This is a genomic window from Enterococcus montenegrensis, from assembly GCF_029983095.1.
Lineage (GTDB): Bacteria > Bacillota > Bacilli > Lactobacillales > Enterococcaceae > Enterococcus_C > Enterococcus_C montenegrensis.
This window is the reverse complement of the sequence record NZ_CP120467.1, coordinates 889,050-908,280: the sequence shown is the minus strand read 5'-3', so window position 1 is coordinate 908,280 and position 19,231 is coordinate 889,050. Positions and strand designations below refer to the sequence as shown.

The 19,231-nt window shown below is 38.6% G+C and carries 20 protein-coding genes and 2 tRNA genes; all 22 read right to left on the bottom strand.

What is annotated here, in order from left to right; all coding sequences use genetic code 11:
• Positions 1 to 149: 149 nt before the first annotated feature.
• On the bottom strand, positions 150 to 2,342 hold the full coding sequence (locus P3T75_RS04405; RefSeq protein WP_282462319.1) for a heavy metal translocating P-type ATPase: 2,193 nt from the start codon (positions 2,340 to 2,342) through the stop codon (positions 150 to 152).
• Entirely contained in the window at positions 2,342 to 2,551 is a 210-nt protein-coding gene (gene copZ / locus P3T75_RS04400) for a copper chaperone CopZ (protein ID WP_206904896.1), read from the bottom strand. The genes P3T75_RS04405 and copZ overlap by 1 nt, the downstream gene beginning before the upstream one ends.
• 24 nt (positions 2,552 to 2,575) lie before the next feature.
• Complete coding sequence (locus tag P3T75_RS04395; protein WP_206904898.1) at positions 2,576 to 3,025, bottom strand: CopY/TcrY family copper transport repressor; 450 nt, start codon at positions 3,023 to 3,025, stop codon at positions 2,576 to 2,578.
• A gap of 121 nt (positions 3,026 to 3,146) precedes the next feature.
• Positions 3,147 to 4,136: an aldose epimerase family protein gene (locus tag P3T75_RS04390; protein ID WP_206904899.1), complete on the bottom strand. Its 990-nt coding sequence runs from the start codon at positions 4,134 to 4,136 to the stop codon at positions 3,147 to 3,149.
• Positions 4,137 to 4,459: 323 nt separating this feature from the next.
• Positions 4,460 to 4,531 (bottom strand) — tRNA-Gln (locus P3T75_RS04385).
• Between the two features lies 1 nt (position 4,532).
• Positions 4,533 to 4,616: transfer RNA gene (locus P3T75_RS04380), tRNA-Tyr, on the bottom strand.
• 87 nt (positions 4,617 to 4,703) lie between these two features.
• On the bottom strand, positions 4,704 to 4,964 hold the full coding sequence (locus tag P3T75_RS04375) for a DUF2969 domain-containing protein (protein ID WP_206905334.1): 261 nt from the start codon (positions 4,962 to 4,964) through the stop codon (positions 4,704 to 4,706).
• A 122-nt stretch (positions 4,965 to 5,086) separates the two neighbouring features.
• Entirely contained in the window at positions 5,087 to 5,740 is a 654-nt protein-coding gene (locus P3T75_RS04370) for a CBS and ACT domain-containing protein (RefSeq protein WP_282462318.1), read from the bottom strand.
• Positions 5,741 to 5,743: 3 nt separating this feature from the next.
• A complete protein-coding gene (locus P3T75_RS04365) occupies positions 5,744 to 6,445 on the bottom strand; it encodes an ABC transporter ATP-binding protein (protein ID WP_282462317.1) in 702 nt (233 codons plus the stop codon).
• Positions 6,445 to 7,221, bottom strand: a complete 777-nt coding sequence (locus P3T75_RS04360; protein ID WP_282462316.1) for an ABC transporter ATP-binding protein — start codon at positions 7,219 to 7,221, stop codon at positions 6,445 to 6,447. Before P3T75_RS04360 ends, P3T75_RS04365 begins: the two co-directional genes overlap by 1 nt.
• Entirely contained in the window at positions 7,202 to 8,176 is a 975-nt protein-coding gene (locus P3T75_RS04355) for a branched-chain amino acid ABC transporter permease (protein WP_282462315.1), read from the bottom strand. The genes P3T75_RS04360 and P3T75_RS04355 overlap by 20 nt, the downstream gene beginning before the upstream one ends.
• Before the next feature lie 9 nt (positions 8,177 to 8,185).
• A complete protein-coding gene (locus P3T75_RS04350; protein ID WP_206904916.1) occupies positions 8,186 to 9,064 on the bottom strand; it encodes a branched-chain amino acid ABC transporter permease in 879 nt (292 codons plus the stop codon).
• A 167-nt stretch (positions 9,065 to 9,231) separates the two neighbouring features.
• Positions 9,232 to 10,413, bottom strand: a complete 1,182-nt coding sequence (locus P3T75_RS04345; protein WP_282462314.1) for an ABC transporter substrate-binding protein — start codon at positions 10,411 to 10,413, stop codon at positions 9,232 to 9,234.
• A gap of 740 nt (positions 10,414 to 11,153) precedes the next feature.
• Positions 11,154 to 11,435: a membrane protein insertion efficiency factor YidD gene (gene yidD / locus P3T75_RS04340; RefSeq protein ID WP_282462313.1), complete on the bottom strand. Its 282-nt coding sequence runs from the start codon at positions 11,433 to 11,435 to the stop codon at positions 11,154 to 11,156.
• Between the two features lie 107 nt (positions 11,436 to 11,542).
• Positions 11,543 to 12,211, bottom strand: a complete 669-nt coding sequence (locus tag P3T75_RS04335) for a 3D domain-containing protein (protein ID WP_230709161.1) — start codon at positions 12,209 to 12,211, stop codon at positions 11,543 to 11,545.
• Between the two features lie 507 nt (positions 12,212 to 12,718).
• Positions 12,719 to 12,895 (bottom strand): DNA-directed RNA polymerase subunit beta, encoded by a 177-nt coding sequence (locus P3T75_RS04330; protein WP_016171500.1) that lies wholly within the window; start codon positions 12,893 to 12,895, stop codon positions 12,719 to 12,721.
• Between the two features lie 19 nt (positions 12,896 to 12,914).
• Positions 12,915 to 14,213: a UDP-N-acetylglucosamine 1-carboxyvinyltransferase gene (gene murA / locus P3T75_RS04325; RefSeq protein WP_282462312.1), complete on the bottom strand. Its 1,299-nt coding sequence runs from the start codon at positions 14,211 to 14,213 to the stop codon at positions 12,915 to 12,917.
• A gap of 94 nt (positions 14,214 to 14,307) precedes the next feature.
• The gene (locus P3T75_RS04320; RefSeq protein ID WP_282462311.1) at positions 14,308 to 14,541 is read right to left on the bottom strand and encodes a DUF1146 family protein; all 234 of its coding nucleotides are present in this window, start codon (positions 14,539 to 14,541) and stop codon (positions 14,308 to 14,310) included.
• Between the two features lie 329 nt (positions 14,542 to 14,870).
• The gene (locus P3T75_RS04315; protein WP_206904934.1) at positions 14,871 to 15,290 is read right to left on the bottom strand and encodes a F0F1 ATP synthase subunit epsilon; all 420 of its coding nucleotides are present in this window, start codon (positions 15,288 to 15,290) and stop codon (positions 14,871 to 14,873) included.
• Between the two features lie 13 nt (positions 15,291 to 15,303).
• Complete coding sequence (atpD, locus tag P3T75_RS04310; RefSeq protein WP_206904937.1) at positions 15,304 to 16,710, bottom strand: F0F1 ATP synthase subunit beta; 1,407 nt, start codon at positions 16,708 to 16,710, stop codon at positions 15,304 to 15,306.
• Positions 16,711 to 16,739: 29 nt separating this feature from the next.
• A complete protein-coding gene (locus tag P3T75_RS04305) occupies positions 16,740 to 17,642 on the bottom strand; it encodes a F0F1 ATP synthase subunit gamma (protein ID WP_206904940.1) in 903 nt (300 codons plus the stop codon).
• A gap of 14 nt (positions 17,643 to 17,656) precedes the next feature.
• Complete coding sequence (gene atpA, locus P3T75_RS04300; protein WP_206904943.1) at positions 17,657 to 19,222, bottom strand: F0F1 ATP synthase subunit alpha; 1,566 nt, start codon at positions 19,220 to 19,222, stop codon at positions 17,657 to 17,659.
• Positions 19,223 to 19,231 lie beyond the last annotated feature (9 nt).

Here is a 19,231-nt window from a genome sequence, read left to right as displayed (position 1 = left end):
GGTGTTTTCAGCAGAATTTCCACCCTTTTCATCTTCCTGATGACCTTTGTGATCCATGTGATCCATGTGAGCCATATGATCCATAGCTGCCGCTTTATCATGATTCATTGGCTGCTTTTTTTCATCTACATCTTTTGCGTCTTTCATCACTACTCCCTCTTTTCTAGTTTTAATCGATTCAGACTAAGTGAGTTTAGTAAAACACTGACTGAACTAAAGGCCATTGCCCCGCCAGCAATAATCGGATTTAAAAAGCCTAAAGCAGCAAAGGGAATACCAATTGTATTGTAAACAAATGCCCAAAATAAGTTTTGTTTTATTTTTTTTATTGTCGCTTTTGACAATTGCAGCATTTGATCCAAATAGGTTAAATCACTGTGGATCAACGTTACATCGGCAGTCTCCATGGCAATATCTGTTCCGCTTCCCATTGCAATACCAACATCAGCTAAGGCTAACGCAGGTGCATCGTTAATTCCGTCGCCTACCATACCTACTAATGCACCTTTTGCTTGTAGTTCTGCTACTTTGGCAGATTTTTCATCTGGCATAACTTCAGCAAAAACATTCGTAACAGAAATTCCCACCTGTGAACCAATATATTCAGCTGAGGCCTTGTTGTCACCTGTTAGCATATAGACTGCAATCCCATGATTTTGTAATGTTGCAATTGCCGCTTTGGAAGTTGCTTTGATTTCATCAGCTACAGCTACGACCCCTAAAACATTTGTTTCATCTGAAACCAGCATGACTGTTTTACCTTCTTTTGACCATTGGTTTAATTTTGAAAGGTAGTTGTCACAATCTTCTTTTTCTGCCATAAGCTTCGCATTGCCAACAAAATAAGTTTTATCATTTATTTGTCCGGCAATCCCCAAACCAGGCAATGCTTCAAAGTGATCAACCTTTACGGCTTGAATATTTTTTTCTGTGCCATAATCAACGATTGCACCGGCTAAGGGATGCTCTGAAGCAGCTTCTAAACTAACTAAAACAGTTAATAAATCCGCTGTGGCTAATTGCAAATTCGTTACAGTAGGTTTTCCTTTTGTAATTGTTCCCGTTTTATCTAAGACAATGGCATTTAGTTGCGCAGCTTGTTCCAATACCGCTCCGCCTTTAATTAAGATACCGTTTTTAGCGCCTAGTCCAGTCCCAACCATAATTGCAGTTGGTGTTGCCAGCCCTAAAGCACACGGACACGCAATAACTAGTACAGCAACACTATGAATTAAAGCTTCCTGCCAATTGCCACTCACAAGTCCTGTTACAATTAATGTTACCATAGCAATTGCTAAAACGCTGGGTACAAACACTGCTGAAATTTTATCCGCAATTTGTTGAATCGGGGCTTTTTGTCCTTGGGCATCTTCAACCATACGAATAATCCGAGCTAAAACTGTCTCATCGCCGACTTTCAAGGTTTTAATCACTAATTGGCCGGTATTGTTAACAGTCCCGCCAAAAACAGTACTGCTGCTTGTTTTTGCCACAGGCATACTTTCCCCTGTCAGCATACTTTCATCAACGGTCGTTTTACCACTAAGCACAATGCCGTCTACGGGAATTTGCTCTCCAGGGCGAATAATTACTTGCATTCCTTGTCTTACAGATGCAATGGCTACTTCACTTTGGCTCCCATCTTCATTGACCACCCGCGCGGTTTTTGCTTGTAGTTGCATCAATTGCTTAATGGCAGAACTAGTTTTATTTTTTGCAGTAGTTTCCAAGTATTTTCCAAGTAAAATTAAGGCTATAATCATTCCGCTACTTTCAAAGTAAAGTTCATGGGGATCACCGCCTAAAAAACCATTATAAAAACTCAAAATAAAAGCTGCCGTAGTACCTAAAGAGACCAAAACATCCATGTTTGGTGCTTTGGTTTTTAAAGCATGATAAGCACCTTTATAAAAGCGTAGCCCAACACCAAATTGAATCGGGGCAACTAAAATCAACTGCACGATAGGACGATGGAAAAAGTGCACCCAGGAGGCATCAACACCAAGTATCATCGCAATCATTGCAACCATTAAAGGGGCAACTAAAACAACACTAATCATTAAATCCCGTCGCATTTTTTGAATTCGTGCTTGTTTCTTTTCTGCTACTTGTTGCCGATGCGCTTCATCATCCAAAATTGCACCATACCCAATGTTTTCCACACTTTTAATTAACGCTTCGGCAGTGGTTTCATTAAATTGTACGGTAGCTTTTTCCGTAGCCAAGTTGACTGTCGCCTGCGCAACTCCTGGTTGTGCCTTTAATTCTTTTTCAACGCGAGCTGAACAATTGGCGCAGGTCATCCCTGTAATGACAAAGGTTGCGACTTGCTCATTATTCATTAGGCCACCTCAGTTGGATAACCAGCCGCCGTAACTGCTGCAATAATTTTTTCATCGGTTAATTGGCTATCATCGTATTTCACCACGCCGTTGTTTTTCTTTAAATTAATTTTGACTTTTTTCACGCCTGGTAATTCATTGATTGTACCTTCTACTTTTGCGACACAATGCCCACAACTCATACCACTAATATTAAATGTTTGTTTCATCTTGATTTCCTCTTTTCATAATTTTTAATGATTTATTTTGACTTGATGTTGACTACATTCACATTGACCAGGAATACAATTGCAAGCAATACTTGCTACTGGTGTTTTGGCAAGTAGCGCAGTATTAATTGCCGCAATATCTGCTGCTGTCAATTCTGCTTCGTTGATTAAGTCAGCGATTGTTACACCAATCTTTTTGGCACAGATGTGAGAAAAAAGATTTTCGGTTGCACTGCGAACAGTTGCAGTTTCTGATACATTGGGGTAATAAATAAATTTTTTACCTTCTGCCTCACTCCGAATTACTTCTTTTTTACTTAACCGTCCTAATAGTGTCTTTACCGTAGCAAGCTTCCAATCCATCTTATCACCTAAAATTTCAGCAATCTCATGCGCAGTTGCAGCTTTTACTGTCCATAATACCCGCATCACTTCCCATTCTGCATCGCTGATTTTGACAGGTTCTGTCATCATGTTATCCTCACCTCGTTTACAAGTGTAATCTTAACTTCTTTTTAAGTTTACATCCGTAAACGTAAATGAGTCAAGAAAAAACTTCACCAAATTTTTTAGTGAAGTTTTTTTGTGCCTATTTTTAAAAAATTAATTTGAAAGTACTTTCCATTGTGTAAGGTTTATCAGCTGTCAGAGTAATACTGCCAAATTGAGGGTAAATTTCAGTACCAGGCACCCCTTGTGGCTCAATCGCCACTGCCCCGTGATTTGCCATAACGCCGTTTTTCATTACTGTCCCCGCTTCCCCAGTGCCAGTGGTATAAATAACTACTGCTGGAGCTTGTGTCATCAAACTTAAGGCAACTTTTCCATCTGGTGCAGTTAAAGTTAATGCTTTTTGGGCACCTTCATCAATCAAAAAAGGATCATCTAAAAGCGTCTCGCCAATTTTAGCACCTGTCACAAAATCAAATTTTGTACCAGCGACCGCAACTTTCTCGCCAGTTGTTGTGACGTCATCATTGGTTTTAGCAACAAAATGTGCGTTAATTTGTAAATTATGCGTATCAATTGACTCACTGGGCGAACCCGTCAAATTGTAGTAACCATGATTGGTTGGATTGAACAAAGTTTTTTTGTCTGTGGTTGCTTCAAATTTGAAACTGTATTGATTATCATCGGTTAAAGTATAAATTGCTTTTGCCGCTAAATTACCAGGGAAACCGTGATTGCCATCCGGATCATTTAATGTGAAGATAACACCAGCCTCATTATCCTTAGTGAAGGTTTGTGCCTCCCAATTTCGCGCGTCAAATCCTACAAAACCACCATGTAATGTATTGCCTTTTTGATTGGCCTCTGTTTTGTAAATTGTTTCATCTAATTCAAACTGTGCGCCGGCAATGCGACCAGCGACCGGGCCAATGGTAGCATTATAATAACTATTTTCTTTGTAGTCTGTTATTGTCTTGCATCCAACCAATACATCACGCAAAGTACCATCGACTGGTAATGCTAACGAAATGGCACGCGCCCCAAAAGGATGTAGCCCCAAAACTACGCCGTTTTCATTTTTCACTTCATAATACGTCCCGAATGCCTTACTGTCTAACTTTGTAACTGTTGCCATCTGCACCGCTCCTTTGTTTATCTACTATCTCGATGAAAAAAAGCCTTTTCAATCTCTTTTTTAGTATAGCGGTGATCAGCAGGAACGTCAATTTATTTAGTAACATTTAGTAAATTTAATTTTACTACTTTTCGTATCCACGTAAGAGGACCTGTCACCTTAAAAAAAAGCAAGTTTAAGATGTAACGTATGGTCTAAAACATTAATATAATTCTAGCCCCTATTTACGCACAAAGTCTGGTCTGAAAATAGCTTTTTCAAAAACAAAAGCGAGATTTTTATTGCACAAAAAAACGCATCTTCAATTGAAGATACGTTTGAAACTGGGGTAGCTGGATTCGAACCAACGCATGAGGGAGTCAAAGTCCCTTGCCTTACCGCTTGGCTATACCCCAATGGTGGAGGAGAGTGGATTCGAACCACTGAACCCTAAGGAACGGATTTACAGTCCGTCGCGTTTAGCCACTTCGCTACTCCTCCGAAAGGTTTTAATCAACCTGACTTAGTTATGATACAAAAGATAACTAAAAAATGCAAGTGGTAATTTCAATTTTTTTTACAGAAATTTTAGTCATGCAAATTATGTTGCAATAACACAGCTTCCACCGCTAAATCTAAGGATTTATAAGCTCCTAGATCCTCTTTTCCTAAGAAAGCTTCGTAATTCTTTTCACCCATAGTCAAAATTTCACCAATAACTTTTTTACCGATTGATAATTGGTTGACGGTGTAATTTTTACCTTTAATATCTTTTTTTACTTCTTCTACTTTAACTTCGATATCTTTTTTCTTCGTCACACTTCTCACCTCGCTAAAGTATTTTATCATATTCTTATCTTGTTGGGTATAAAAAGGAAATGAAAAACCCAAACAAGTCCGCCTCCCCTTCTCATCTTGGTACTTTAACCGCTAAAAGGTACGTGCATTTTTTGTTTGGGTTGTAATCTTTCTTACATATTATGCGTATTGGTTAAAACTGCTGCAGTTACCAAATAACCGGCCTCTGTTAGTACTTCTTTAACTTTTTCAACATTACGAGACTGAACTTGAATTTCAACAATTGTAGCCAGTTCCATCCGATTGACGACAATCGTTAAAATACTAAAATCATGCTCGGCTAAAAGTTTGGTAATTTCTGCTAAAATCCCCACATGATCATCGGCTATTTGTAAGCTGATCCGGGTTCCACCATCGTTGTAGCCAGTAATTTTTAAAAAGGCCGCGAAGATATCATTATTGGTTATGATTCCTTTGACTGCTTCTTTTTCTACTACTGGTAGTACAGCAATCTTATTTTCCCGCATTTTATAAATGGCATCTTCTAGCAATGCATCTGGTGCAATGGTCAGCACATTTTTTTCCATGACATCGCCTACGGTCGTCTTATTTAACAAATAATTGGCTTCATAGACACTTAAACTTGTGGCTTTTGAAGGCATCGCTTCTTGAATAATGCCTTCTGTAATTAATCCGACTAATTTATCCTGTTGCAAAACGGGCAAACGATGGATATCGTGTTGTTTCATTAAATCAATCGCATCAAAAATAGGTGTATCTGGTGCTACTATTACTAAGTTTTTTGTCATAAAATCACTAACACTCATCTTCTAACCCCCTAAATAAGCTTTTTTCACTTCATCGCTGGCTAATAATGCTTTTCCTGTGCCATCTAAAACAACACTGCCAGTTTCCAAGACATACCCGCGGTCTGCAATAGACAAAGCCATTTTAGCATTTTGTTCGATAAGTAAAATCGTCGTACCTTGCTCTTTGATTTCTTCAATAATACTGAAGATTTCTTTAATAAAAATCGGCGCGAGTCCCATTGACGGCTCGTCTAACAAAAGCAATTCAGGTTTTGACATTAAAGCGCGCCCCATAGCCAACATTTGTTGTTCACCACCAGAAAGTGTTGCGGCATCTTGGTTGCGGCGTTCTTTTAAAACCGGAAACTTTTGAAAAACTTGTTCGTAATCTTGTTTTACCTCCCCGTCCTTACGTAAAAATGCACCCATTTCTAAGTTTTCTTGTACCGTTAAACCACTAAAAATATGGCGTCCTTCTGGTACTTGAGATAACCCAGCTGCCACAATTTTTTGTGGCGGCGTTTTGATAATACTTTGTCCTTTAAACGTAATTTCACCTTGGCTTGGACGTAATAAACCTGAAATTGTCCGTAAAATTGTTGTTTTTCCAGCACCATTGGCACCGATTAAAGAAACAATCTCCCCTTTATTGACATTAAATGACACATCATGAACCGCTTCAATAACACCGTAATGGACAGTTAAATTTTTAATTTCTAACATTACATATCCCCTCCCAAATACGCTTTTATGACACGGGGATCTTTTTTGATTTTTTCTGGTTCACCTTCAGCAATAATGCGACCGTACTCCAAAACATAAATCCGCTGACACACATCCATCACCAAACTCATATCGTGTTCAATTAGCAAAATGGTCAGCTGAAAGTCCTTTTGAATTTTACGGATTAATTCCGTTAATTCGGCTGTCTCTTGCGGATTCATTCCTGCTGCTGGTTCATCTAAAAACAAGATTTTTGGCTCTGTTGCTAGAGCCCGCACAATTTCTAAACGCCGTTGTTCGCCATAGGGCAAGTTTTTAGCTAAAGTTGTTAATTTACTTTCTAAACCAAAAATTGCCAGTAGCTCCACTGCTTTTTGTTTCAGCGCATCTTCATTACGGTAAAATCTCGGCAAACGTAAAATACTTGTAAAAAAACCTTCTTGATGCTTGGCGTTCATCGCAATTAGAACATTATCTAAAACACTTAAGTCTTTAAACAAACGAATATTTTGAAACGTCCGAGATAATCCCATTTTGGCAATGTGGTAAGGTTTAACGCCATTTAACTTTTCAACTTGTCCTTGCGGTGAAAATAACACATCACCGGCACTAGGCTCATAAACACCGGTTAATAAGTTAAATAGTGTCGTTTTTCCTGCACCATTTGGGCCAATCAACCCTACTAATTCATTAGTATCCAACGCCATATTCACATGAGAAACTGCAGCCAGGCCACCAAAGTTTTTCGTCAAATTTTTAACTGTTAATAGAGGCATCTGCATCATCCTCCTTTGTGAATTTTTGCCAAATTTTCTTAACAGAAAATTCCCAAGTTCCCAACAAGCCACTTGGTTTAAAGATCATAATGATAATTAACGCTAGTGCGTAGACAATCATACGAACATAACCAAAGTCTTGTAAGAACATATTTAAAACGCCCAAGACAATCGCTGAAACGACTGCTCCTGTCGTTGAGCCCATCCCACCAAAGACGACAATAATTAATATATCAATGGATTTCATAAAGCCATAGTCTTTTGGAAAAACCGATTGTTGGTAACCGGCAAATAACGTGCCGGCAATACTAGCCGTAATAGCCCCTAACACAAAGGCAACGACCTTATACTTAGTTGTGTTAACTCCCATCGACTCGGCTGCTATCTCGTCTTCGCGCACAGCTAATGTCGCACGACCAGGACCACTATGAACAAAATTTGCCACGACTAAGATCGTCAATACGGCAAAGACGTAGACCGTCTCCCAAGTGGTAAATTGTAAAATACCAAAAATTCCGGTTGGACCATTGGTGATATCCCGCATGTTAACAATTAAAATACGGATAATTTCTGAAATTCCCAATGTTGCAATCGCCAAATAATCGCCTTTTAATCGCAGTGTTGGAACGCCGACTACTAATGCCACCGCGCCTGAAATCACCATTCCTAATAAGAGGCCAGTAAAAAAGCCGCCATAAGTAGGATTATTAATGGACATAATAGCACCGGAATAAGCGCCAATCGCCATAAACCCAGCGTGCCCTAAAGAAAACTGACCAGAAAAACCGATAATCAAATTCAAACCCACAGCCAAAATAATGTTGATACCAATATTGACAATAATCCGGTCAGTAAACATGGTAATTACACCGGTGTTATACAAAACTAACAAAACCACATAGACTAAAGCAGCCAAGCCTAACCAGGTTAAATTGTATTTCAAATTCTTTTTCATCCTGGTCACCTACACTTTCTCTTTAATATTCTTGCCTAAAATTCCTGCCGGCCGAATTAATAAAATCAAAATCAAAACTAAATAAACAATAGCATCTTTAAAATCAGAAAAGCCTAACGCCGTTGCAATTGTCTCAATTAGACCAATTACAAAGCCCCCCAAAGCTGCACCAGGAATAATCCCAATTCCCCCTAATACGGCGGCAACAAAAGATTTCAACCCTGGCGTAACCCCCATCATGGGATCAATCGAGTTATAATAAAGACCAATTAACATTCCGCCAGCAGCCGCTAAAGCTGAGCCCAAGGCAAAGGTAAAAGAAATTGTACGATTCACATTAATTCCCATTAATTGAGCAGCATCTGGATCAACACTGACTGCCCGCATCGCTTTTCCCATCTTCGTTTTCTTTACGATTAATTGTAATAAAACCATCAAAATAACTGAGACTGCTAAAATTAAAAGCTGAATATTGCTGACTTTAATAAAACCAAAGCTATATGTTGCCCGTTTAATTACTTGTGGAAAAGCCCGCACATCTGGACTAAAGAAGAAAATCATGACATTTTGCAGTAAATAAGATACCCCAATCGCTGTAATCAAAGCAGCAATTCGAGTTGATTTACGCAACGGACGATATGCCAAAAACTCAATCACTACACCTAATGCCGCACTAGCCGCCATTGAAATCAAAAGGGCTGGGAAAAATCCCAATCCGCCAAGATTAATCAAAAAATAGCCAATAAAACTACCAATCATATAAACTTCACCATGGGCAAAGTTAATTAACTTGATGATTCCATAAACCATTGTGTAGCCCAAGGCCAATAATGCGTATATACTGCCTAAAAATAAGCCGTTTATTAATTGTTGAATCATCGTTTCCATCTCATCACATCCATTTATCTTTTAAAAAAAGGTTGAGATAAAAGTCCCGCTGCAGTAAAAGTATCCCTCATTTATTTTAGAAAGCGCCTGTCTTTTAACAGTATGCTAAAAACAAATGACTGATCGTTTACTACAGCTGTCTTTATCCAACCTTTCAAAGTTCTTATTTACGGATTTACTGTCTCCGCTGAAGTTTCTTTTCCATCTGTTAAGCCCAGGACTACGGCTGATTTTTCAGGGTTGTGTTCTTTATCAATTGTCATTTCTCCTGTTACCCCTTTAAAATCTTTCAAGTTTTCTAAACCTTTTTTAATCGCACTTGAATCAGCAGACCCTTCATCTTCAATCGCTTGTTTTACCATATAAACAGCATCATAAGCTAATGCATTAAATGAAGATGGTTCTTTGCCATACTTTTCCTTAAAAGCTTTAATGAAAGGTTCTACCTTGTCTGTTGCCGGAGCCTTCGTTGAGAAATGACCTGTGTAAAAGACATTTGTGACATTGCTAGCACCAGCTGTTTCTACCAATTTGGCATCACCAAAGCCATCAGCCCCCACAATTGGTGTTTCAATTCCCATTTCCCGCGCTTGTTTGATAATTAGACCAGCTTCTGTGTAGTAGCCCGGAATGTATAAAACGTTGAAGTCTTTGTCTTTGATTTTTGTTAAGACTGCTTGGAAATCTTTGTCACCTTCTGTAAAGTTTTCTTCCGCAACGATTTTGCCTTTGTATTCATCTTTGAAGGCTTTTGTTAAGCCAATACCATAATCACTGGAATTATCACCTAAGATAATCGCTTTATCTGCTTTTAAGTTTTCATGGGCATATTTTGCCAAAATTTTCCCTTGGAAGCTATCTTGGAAACAAGAACGAAAAGCGTAAGCTTGGACTTTATCCCCTTGTTTTGTGATTGCATCATCTGTTCCTGATGGTGTAACTAAAGGTACTTCTGCTTTAGTTGCATTTGGTAATGCAGATTTTACCGCACCAGATGTCGCTGGCCCAATCAGCGCCACAACTTTACTGTTTGTTGTTAGGTTAGTCGCGACAGTTCCTGCTTCATTATTATCTGATTTATTATCTTTTGAGATTAAATCTATTTTTTTGCCGTCAATACCACCATCGGCATTGATTTGCTCGACTGCTAATTCAATACCTTCTTTTTCAGCATTTCCATAGGCTGCCACTGCACCGGATAATTCCATGTTCATTCCGATTTTAATCGTATCGCCTTCTTGTTTATTTCCTCCAGCAGAACCTTCTGTGGCTCCGCCTCCTTTTGGCGCTGCACTACATGCAGATAACAACACTAACCCCGTAAACAAAAATGCAAATTTCTTTTTCATATTATTCCTCCTCTTTTTCTCTGCAAAAATTTTTTGATTACACCAAAACTTCTATTTATATAAATATTAAATTTACCCAAAGCTTTGGCTAACCAATAAAGTTAAAAATTATGCCTTCTAAAAACAAGCTGTTTTCATAAAATAATCATGACACCGCCATGGACGATGAGATATGTTATAAAATATACTGAAAATTCAGAACAAAGTCAATGAATATTCAGAATATTTCATCAATTATTGCGAAATTATTTTATGTAAGCCTTTTACATATTTCAAAAGCATCGAAAACATGACAAACTAACACAAACATCAGGAACTGCTTTTGTAAAAAAACAACAAACAAAGTTTTTTATTATCTTCTTTTAATAATTTTATCATTTAAATTCAGTTAAGCCAAACGATATTCTAAGCACGCAACTTATTTTAAACGCTTCAAACCCATTAAAAATCGCTAAAAAAACTGAAGTTTCCTTCATGACCAGAACAGCTAAAATACTTTTTTAGCTAACATGTAATGATAGTCTACCTTCAGGTATTCTATAACAAGTGATCTAATACGCTAAACCTGTTTTTGTTATCTGCCAAAAATTCCTTGGTTACTATTTAGCTATAGACAGGTATTCTTTTTTAAGCCATGCATTGCCGGTTGTTTTCCCTTCAATAGAGGAAATTAGCTTTCTTTTGAAACTCGTTAGTTTCGGCAAATAAAAAAACGCCAAGAGAATGGTTAGCTCTTAGCGCTAATGATGGTGATGATGAAGTTGTGTTTTACTTTCTTTTGGTTTATTAGGGTTCCGACGCAAAGAGAAAGTTTCCGGCACATAATCTAGGCCGCCTTTTACAAAAGGATGACAGCGTAATATTCTTGCAGTCCCCATAATACCACCCTTTAAGGCTCCATGTTTTTCTACTGCTTGAATCATATATGACGAACAAGTAGGGTAATAACGACAACTGGGGGGAAACAAAGGAGAGATAAAGCGTTGATACCCCCGTACCAGTCCAATCATTATTTTTTTCATGTAAATTATCCTTTCTGGAAATGATTGCCACTGGCCAAAGCATACGTCAATTTTAAAACTGTTACAAGTAAAAAAGTTCAAGTCACATGAACTTGAACTTTTAACTACTATCCTAAAATTGTTACTTTCACTTGACGACGTCCCCAAGCTTCACATTGGCCTGCTGTCGAAAAATGAACATCAATAATATTGCCTTGAATTGCTGAACCGGTATCCACAGCGTAAGCTTCGCCATAACCTTCAACATATAAATGCGTTCCTAATGGAATTACACTTGGATCAACAGCTACCGCCATTGGGTTGGCAAGTAAGTTTTGGCCAGTTGCAGTGACAGAACCGCCACCTAAAGCATCCGCTGGATCTGAACTATAGGCTGTGGCTTCCATCATCATTGTTTGACCGCTTGGTTGGCTTTCATTTGCTTGCTGCGCTTTTGTTTCTTGTTGGGCAGCTTCTTTTGCTTCTTGTGCTGCCTTTTCTTTTTCTGCTTTTTCTTTTTCGGCTTTTTCCGCTGCGATTTTTTTTGCCTTTTCGGCGGCGGCTTTTTTAGCGGCCTCTTTTGCTTTAATATCTGCTTTGACTAAATCAACAGCTTTATTATTTGTTGTTTCCACTAACAGTGAACTTGATAAATTAGTTGCTTCAGCTTTTGAAACAAGTTCAGTCTGAAGTGTTGGCTGACTAGCCGTTTCATTTTCAGCTGCGTAAACAGGTAACATACTACCTACGGCGATCACAATCGTTGCACTTAAAATTGGTAATAAACGGGTTTGCATTAATCGACACTCCTCAAAAATATAAAAACTCTAATGGTCTAACTTGTACCATTACAATTAAATTGAATTTTTCCACGAGAAGTATCATAGCATCTCTTTTTAGCTGATAGGTTACAAGAGAGTTAAACCTCTTTGACAAGAAAAAAGAAACGCTGCTGTTTTTTGTTACAAACGAAATATTTGTCTTATAAGCATAAATCAATGAGCAAAAGCCTTGCTACTATAGGCTTTCAAATTATTACAAAAGCGTAATTTTCAATTCAGAAAGTTTTTTTGAGAACGCTTTTATCACAAGTTATAAAATCACGATTACATGAAATTTGGGAAATCGACCCAAAAACCGCTGTTTATTACGTTAGTTTTACAAAAAAGACAAAAAATAAAGCGTTATCAATACTAATTTTCCCCACTGTTGTTTTAAAATAGTTAATTTTTATTAGGAAAATTTCGCCCCTTGGTATGAAACAACACAAAAAAAGTCGACCATATACGGTCGACTAACAGTTTTTATTTCATAAAATCTAAAATATGCGTCCAGAGTCCTGGATAAAAAACTTTTAATGGCATTCCTTCACCAATTCCACCATAGCCAATCATCGTTCCAATAATGAACATAATCATTGCAAGTAAAAGGACAAAAAGAATTTTCACTAAAGTCGTAATAATATAACGATTTAATCTCATCCAGTCACACCTCTATCTTTTAAGCAATTGTAGCAGCACTTTTAGCTGCTTTGTGTTCAATCTCAACACGTTCCACATTACCACCTAGAGCTTGTAATTTTTTGTGGAAGTTGTAATAGCCACGATCTAAATATTTCAAATTACGAACGCGGGTAATGCCGTTTGAACGTAAACCAACTAAGATTAAAGCCGCTGCAGCACGTAAGTCCGTTGCATAAACTAATGCACCTTGCATTTCATGTCCACCTTCAATGACAGCCACATTGCCATCAATTTTCACATGAGCATTCATACGACGCATTTCTTCTAAATGTTGGAAACGATTTTCAAATACGGTTTCTGTTACGATACTTGTGCCTGGTGCTACCATTTGGATTGCAGTCATTTGAGCTTGCATATCTGTTGGGAAACCTGGGTGAGGCATTGTTTTCACGTCTGTTGGTTTTAATACTTTAGGTCCAATAACGCGAACTCCGCCTTCTTCTTCAATAATTTCAGCACCCATTTCGCTTAATTTAGAAATTAAAGGACGATTATGTTCTGAAATGGCATCTTGAATTAAAACGTTACCTTCTGTCATTGCTGCGGCCACCATGAAAGTTCCAGCTTCAATTCTATCTTGAACGATTGAATGGTTAACTGCGTGCAAATGATCCACGCCTTCAATTCTCATGGTTTCTGTACCAGCACCAAAAATTTGTGCTCCCATTTTATTTAAGACATTCGCAAGATCAACAATTTCAGGTTCACGGGCCACGTTTTCGATGATTGTTGTTCCTTTTGCTTTAACAGCAGCCATCATAATATTTTGCGTAGCACCAACACTTGGAAAGTCCAAGTAAATTGTGTTGCCGTGTAACTCATCGGCAATTGCTTCAATATAACCATCTTTTTGGTTAATTTTAGCACCTAAAGCTTGGAACCCTTTTAGATGTAAGTCAATTGGACGTTTACCAATTGCACAACCACCAGGCATCGCAACTTTAGCATGTCCGTTACGCGCCAATAATGGTCCCATAACAACAATAGATGCCCGCATTTGGCTGACTAATTCATAAGGTGCTTCAATTTCTAATTGACGAGAAGCATTGATCGTCACTTCGTTTGCAGCTTCATTAAAATCTACGTCCAAATTTAAGTGGCGAATAACTTCATTCATTGTTAAAACGTCAGATAGAATTGGCACATTACGTAAAGTAGTAGTCCCTTCTTCTGCTAATAGACTTGCAGCTAAGATTGGTAAAACGGCATTTTTTGCGCCTTCAATTTTGACAGTACCTTTTAATTGATTACCACTTTGAACGATAATCTCTTCCATAAAATTCCCTCCAGAAAATAGCCTGAATGCTTCTGCACTCAAAATCTGTTTTATTATACCATAACTTTTTCATAAAGTACGTTTTTTGTATTCGTTAGACAATTGAAAGAAAAGTATTCTTCAATAAATTCAGGATTTCCAAGAAAAAGCTACTTGTCAGATAGCCCAAGATAATGGCTAACATCAAAATAACAATCCTGATTTGGGCCGTCTGAAACGATTTGAAAAGTGTATCCAATCGTAAAGACCGCAATCCCCAAAAGGCTAAGTAAACAAATGCAAAGTGACTGATAATCCGTACAATTGCATCGACACCATATACTTGCATCCTTCTTCCTCCTGAGTAAAAAATTCAACACTTCCATAGTACCACAAATAGTAACTTAAAAAACAGAAATATTTTAAAAATCTTTAAAGCGTTTTTTAAAAGTCTCTTTTATAATTTTAGCTTATTTTGCTTTTCCTGCAAAACAAAAAGGTTGAAAATATGACAAAACAAAATAACACTTTGTAAAATGTATCCGTAAAACGTATTTTTTATTTTACGCTATGTAAAAAATAGACTGCGATAAATTTTTATCACAGTCTATTTACAGATAGATGATGTCCTCACAATTTGCTACCAAGTATAAAATTGCGGTTAGGCATCATTGCTTATTATTGATGTTTTGAAACATTAATCCGATTAATAGCCCGATGCAAAGCAACAGTCGCTCGGCGTAAAGAATCGACATCTTCTTTTTCCCGTGCTTCTTCAATCATACGTTCAGCCCGCTGTTTGGCGCGTTCAGCCCGAGAAACATCGATATCACGTTCCCGCTCAGCGCTATCGGCAATAATGGATACCACATTATCTCGCACTTCCATAATGCCGCCGTTAACCGCAATCCAGTCAACATGGGTATCAGAATCGGTACGTTTTACCCGAACTTCATCAATTGCTAAAGGTGTAATAATCGGTGCGTGTTTTGGTAAAATACCAATTTCACCAGCCGTTGTGTTGGCAACAACGATTTTAGCGTGGTGATCATAAACTAAACCATTAGGTGTTACCACATTTACAGTTAAGTATTCCATGGTGCACCCCTTTCTAGTAGCCTAGTTTTTTCGCTTTTTCCACCGCTTCTTCAATTGTACCGACATTACGGAAGGCTTCTTCTGGTAATTCATCGTGCTTCCCATCTAAAATTTCTTTGAAGCCTTTAATTGTTTCGGCAACGGGTACATAAGAACCCGGTTGTCCGGTAAATTGTTCGGCAACGTGGAAGTTTTGTGATAAGAAAAATTGAATTCGGCGCGCTCTAGCGACCAAGACTTTTTCTTCATCTGACAATTCATCCATCCCTAAGATGGCGATAATATCTTGTAATTCACGGTAACGTTGCAAGACATGTTGGACTTCACTGGCTACTTCATAGTGAACTTCACCAACAATTTCTGGTGCTAAAGCACTAGAAGATGATGCAAGGGGATCGACCGCTGGATAAATCCCTTGTTCTGTTAATTTACGTTCCAAGTTGGTTGTTGCATCTAAGTGAGCAAATGCTGTTGCTGGCGCAGGGTCAGTGTAGTCATCGGCTGGTACATAGATCGCTTGAATAGACGTAATAGAACCTTTTTTCGTTGAAGTAATCCGTTCTTGCAGTTGTCCCATTTCAGTTGCTAGTGTTGGTTGATAACCAACAGCAGATGGCATCCGGCCTAACAAGGCAGATACTTCTGAGCCGGCTTGCGTAAAACGGAAAATATTATCGATAAAGAGCAATACATCTTGACCTTCTACATCACGGAAGTATTCCGCAATTGTTAAACCAGTCAACGCAACCCGCATCCGGGCACCTGGTGGCTCATTCATTTGGCCAAAGACCATGGCAGTTTTTTCAATAACGCCAGACTCTTTCATTTCATAATACAAGTCATTACCTTCACGGGTACGTTCACCAACACCGGTAAAAACAGAAATCCCGCCGTGTTCTTGGGCAATATTATGAATTAATTCTTGGATTAAAACGGTTTTACCAACACCGGCACCACCGAACAACCCAACTTTACCACCTTTTAAGTAAGGGGCTAGTAAGTCGATAACTTTAATCCCAGTTTCCAAAATTTCTGTACTAGTGCTTAATTCATCAAAATCAGGTGCTTTTTTATGGATACCACTACGTTTAGCATCAGCTGGAAAAGGTGCTTCCAAGTCGATTGTATCCCCCAAAACGTTAAATACACGACCTAAAGTATCTTTACCTACTGGCACAGAGATTGAACTGCCAGTGTCGACAACTTCCATTCCCCGCTGCAAACCATCGGTAGACTCCATGGCGATAGTTCGAATTACACCATCACCTAGTTCCAAGGCAGCTTCTAATACAATCTTGGTTTTTTGCTCGTCGTTTTTATAGACAACCAAGGCATTGTTAATGTCTGGTAATGATTGATCTAAAGAAAATTCCACGTCAACAACGGGACCGATTACTTGAACAATCTTGCCTGAACTCATCTGTTTTCCTCCATTCACTCACGAAATCATTAATCGAGTGCCGAAGCTCCCGCTACAATTTCGGTAATTTCTTGGGTAATTGCCCCTTGACGTGCGCGATTATAAGAAATCGTCAAATCACCGATAATATTTTTCGCATTGTCTGTTGCTGTCTTCATAGCTGTCATTCCGGCTGCATGTTCAGCGGTTTTCGCATCAACGATTGCACCGTAAATTAAACTTTCAGCATATTGTGGTAACAAGTGATCTAGAATTTCTTCTTTGGAAGGTTCAAACAAATATTCTTGTTCATAACTTTCCGCTTCTTCTGGATCCAAGTCAACAATTGGCAACATTTTTTCAACTCGAAACTGACTCGTTAATGAATTAATATGGTGATTGTAGCACACATATAATTCATCAAAGACTTCATTTTGATACATTGTTGTCGCCATGGTAACGATTTTACGAACTTCTTCAAAACTTGGTTGGTCAGACAAATTACGCAATTCATATGCCAAATTAATTCCCCGTGCTTTAAAAAAGTCAGCTCCTGTCGCGCCAATAGCTACCATCACGTATTCATCGGCTGATTGGTGGTCTTCTTTTAACATCGACATCATTTGTTTTAAAATTGAACTATTGTAGCCACCAACTAAACCACCATCAGAGGTAATCACGATGTAGCCGGTTTTTTTTACCGGACGGCTAATCAGCATGCTATTGTAATTCACCCCATCTTGTGGGCCGGCAGAATAAATATCATTTAACTGTTGTGCAGTCAAATGCGTTACTACTTCCCGAACTTTTGAGGCATAAATTTGAAACTGTTTTGAGTGAGCTTCAGACTTGGTCAATTTAGCCGCCGATACCATTTGCATGGCGTTGGTGATTTGACTGGTTTTCTTCGTTGAAGCAATCCGTTGCTTAATCTCGTTTAAGGAAGCTCCCATTTATCTCACCTCTTTTAAGAACGTTCGTTTTCGATTGAAGCGACAGTTTCTTTGGCAGAACCGCTACTACTATTGCCGGCAGCCATAAAGATATCTTTTGCTTCTTTAATTGCTGCATCCACTTGATCTTCAGCCGGTAAATCTTTGGTTGTACGAATAGTTTCAAAGATATCAGCATGGTTTGCATCAATATACTCAAACAAGTTTTCTTCAAAATCCAAGACACGGTTAACTGGGATACTGTCAATAAAACCGTGGGTTAAGGCATATAAGATGATAACTTGTTTTTCAACAGCTAATGGTGCATGTAATTTTTGTTTCAAAATTTCTACGGTACGGCGACCACGATTTAGTTTTGCTTGGGTCGCTTGGTCCAAATCAGAACCAAACTGTGTAAAGGCTTCTAGTTCACGATAACTAGCTAAGTCCAAACGGAGCGTTCCCGCAACTTTTTTCATTGCTTTAATTTGAGCAGAGCCCCCAACCCGTGACACTGATAAACCAGCGTCAATAGCAGGTCGCACACCAGAATAGAACAAATCATTTTCTAAGAAAATTTGTCCATCGGTGATTGAAATCACATTGGTTGGGATATAAGCAGAGATATCTCCGGCTTGCGTTTCCACAAATGGCAACGCGGTCATTGAACCGCCACCTAATTCATCAGAAAGTTTGGCCGCACGTTCCAATAGACGAGAGTGCAAATAGAAAACATCCCCTGGATAAGCTTCACGACCTGGTGGACGACGTAATAGTAAAGAGAGTTCACGATAAGCAACAGCTTGTTTTGATAAGTCATCAAAAACAATTAATACGTGTTTGCCGTTATACATGAATTCTTCACCCATAGCCGTACCAGCATACGGTGCGATGTATAGTAATGGAGCTGGTTGTGATGCCCCAGCAGAAACAACGATTGTATAATCTAAGGCACCATATTTACGTAATGTTTCCACTTGTGCACGAACTGTTGAATCTTTTTGTCCAATTGCCACGTAAATACAAATCATATCTTGACCTTTTTGGTTGATAATTGTATCAATCGCAATGGATGTTTTACCGGTTTTTCGATCCCCGATAACAAGTTCCCGTTGACCACGACCAATTGGCACTAAAGCGTCAATGGCTTTTAACCCAGTTTGCATAGGTTCAGAAACGGATTGTCGTTGCATAACACCTGGTGCTAATGTTTCCACTGGGCGTGTTTTATTGGTATCAATTGCACCTAGACCGTCGATTGGTTGACCTAATGGATTTACAACCCGACCAATTAAAGCATCCCCAACTGGTACTTCCATAATTTTCCCAGTACGTTTTACTTTATCGCCTTCGCGGATGGTCTCAAAGTCGCCTAAGATGATAATCCCGACGTCGTTTGTTTCTAAGTTTTGCGCCATCCCAAATGAACCATTGGAAAATTCTAGCAATTCACCACTCATGGCATTTTCCAAACCGTGAGCCCGGGCAATCCCGTCACCAACGTAAGTTACAGTCCCAATTTCTTCGACTGCTAGTTCACTCTGGTAATTTTTAATTTGTTCTTTAATCAGAGCACTGATTTCTTCTGCTTTGATGGCCATTTGTTTCAC

What these genes read in the sequence shown, in the direction of transcription:
- copZ (WP_206904896.1), bottom strand. Translation starts at nt 2,551, where the DNA reads ATGAAACAAACATTTAATATTAGTGGTATGAGTTGTGGGCATTGTGTC.
- P3T75_RS04355 (WP_282462315.1), bottom strand. Translation starts at nt 8,176, where the DNA reads ATGAAAAAGAATTTGAAATACAATTTAACCTGGTTAGGCTTGGCTGCT.
- P3T75_RS04335 (WP_230709161.1), bottom strand. Translation starts at nt 12,211, where the DNA reads ATGCAAACCCGTTTATTACCAATTTTAAGTGCAACGATTGTGATCGCC.
- P3T75_RS04390 (WP_206904899.1), bottom strand. Translation starts at nt 4,136, where the DNA reads ATGGCAACAGTTACAAAGTTAGACAGTAAGGCATTCGGGACGTATTAT.
- P3T75_RS04330 (WP_016171500.1), bottom strand. Translation starts at nt 12,895, where the DNA reads ATGAGATTAAATCGTTATATTATTACGACTTTAGTGAAAATTCTTTTT.
- P3T75_RS04360 (WP_282462316.1), bottom strand. Translation starts at nt 7,221, where the DNA reads ATGCCTCTATTAACAGTTAAAAATTTGACGAAAAACTTTGGTGGCCTG.
- P3T75_RS04305 (WP_206904940.1), bottom strand. Translation starts at nt 17,642, where the DNA reads ATGGGAGCTTCCTTAAACGAGATTAAGCAACGGATTGCTTCAACGAAG.
- P3T75_RS04375 (WP_206905334.1), bottom strand. Translation starts at nt 4,964, where the DNA reads ATGATAAAATACTTTAGCGAGGTGAGAAGTGTGACGAAGAAAAAAGAT.
- yidD (WP_282462313.1), bottom strand. Translation starts at nt 11,435, where the DNA reads ATGAAAAAAATAATGATTGGACTGGTACGGGGGTATCAACGCTTTATC.
- atpD (WP_206904937.1), bottom strand. Translation starts at nt 16,710, where the DNA reads ATGAGTTCAGGCAAGATTGTTCAAGTAATCGGTCCCGTTGTTGACGTG.
- P3T75_RS04315 (WP_206904934.1), bottom strand. Translation starts at nt 15,290, where the DNA reads ATGGAATACTTAACTGTAAATGTGGTAACACCTAATGGTTTAGTTTAT.
- P3T75_RS04370 (WP_282462318.1), bottom strand. Translation starts at nt 5,740, where the DNA reads ATGAGTGTTAGTGATTTTATGACAAAAAACTTAGTAATAGTAGCACCA.
- murA (WP_282462312.1), bottom strand. Translation starts at nt 14,213, where the DNA reads ATGGAAGAGATTATCGTTCAAAGTGGTAATCAATTAAAAGGTACTGTC.
- atpA (WP_206904943.1), bottom strand. Translation starts at nt 19,222, where the DNA reads ATGGCCATCAAAGCAGAAGAAATCAGTGCTCTGATTAAAGAACAAATT.
- P3T75_RS04345 (WP_282462314.1), bottom strand. Translation starts at nt 10,413, where the DNA reads ATGAAAAAGAAATTTGCATTTTTGTTTACGGGGTTAGTGTTGTTATCT.
- P3T75_RS04405 (WP_282462319.1), bottom strand. Translation starts at nt 2,342, where the DNA reads ATGAATAATGAGCAAGTCGCAACCTTTGTCATTACAGGGATGACCTGC.
- P3T75_RS04350 (WP_206904916.1), bottom strand. Translation starts at nt 9,064, where the DNA reads ATGGAAACGATGATTCAACAATTAATAAACGGCTTATTTTTAGGCAGT.
- P3T75_RS04365 (WP_282462317.1), bottom strand. Translation starts at nt 6,445, where the DNA reads ATGTTAGAAATTAAAAATTTAACTGTCCATTACGGTGTTATTGAAGCG.
- P3T75_RS04395 (WP_206904898.1), bottom strand. Translation starts at nt 3,025, where the DNA reads ATGATGACAGAACCTGTCAAAATCAGCGATGCAGAATGGGAAGTGATG.
- P3T75_RS04320 (WP_282462311.1), bottom strand. Translation starts at nt 14,541, where the DNA reads ATGCAAGTATATGGTGTCGATGCAATTGTACGGATTATCAGTCACTTT.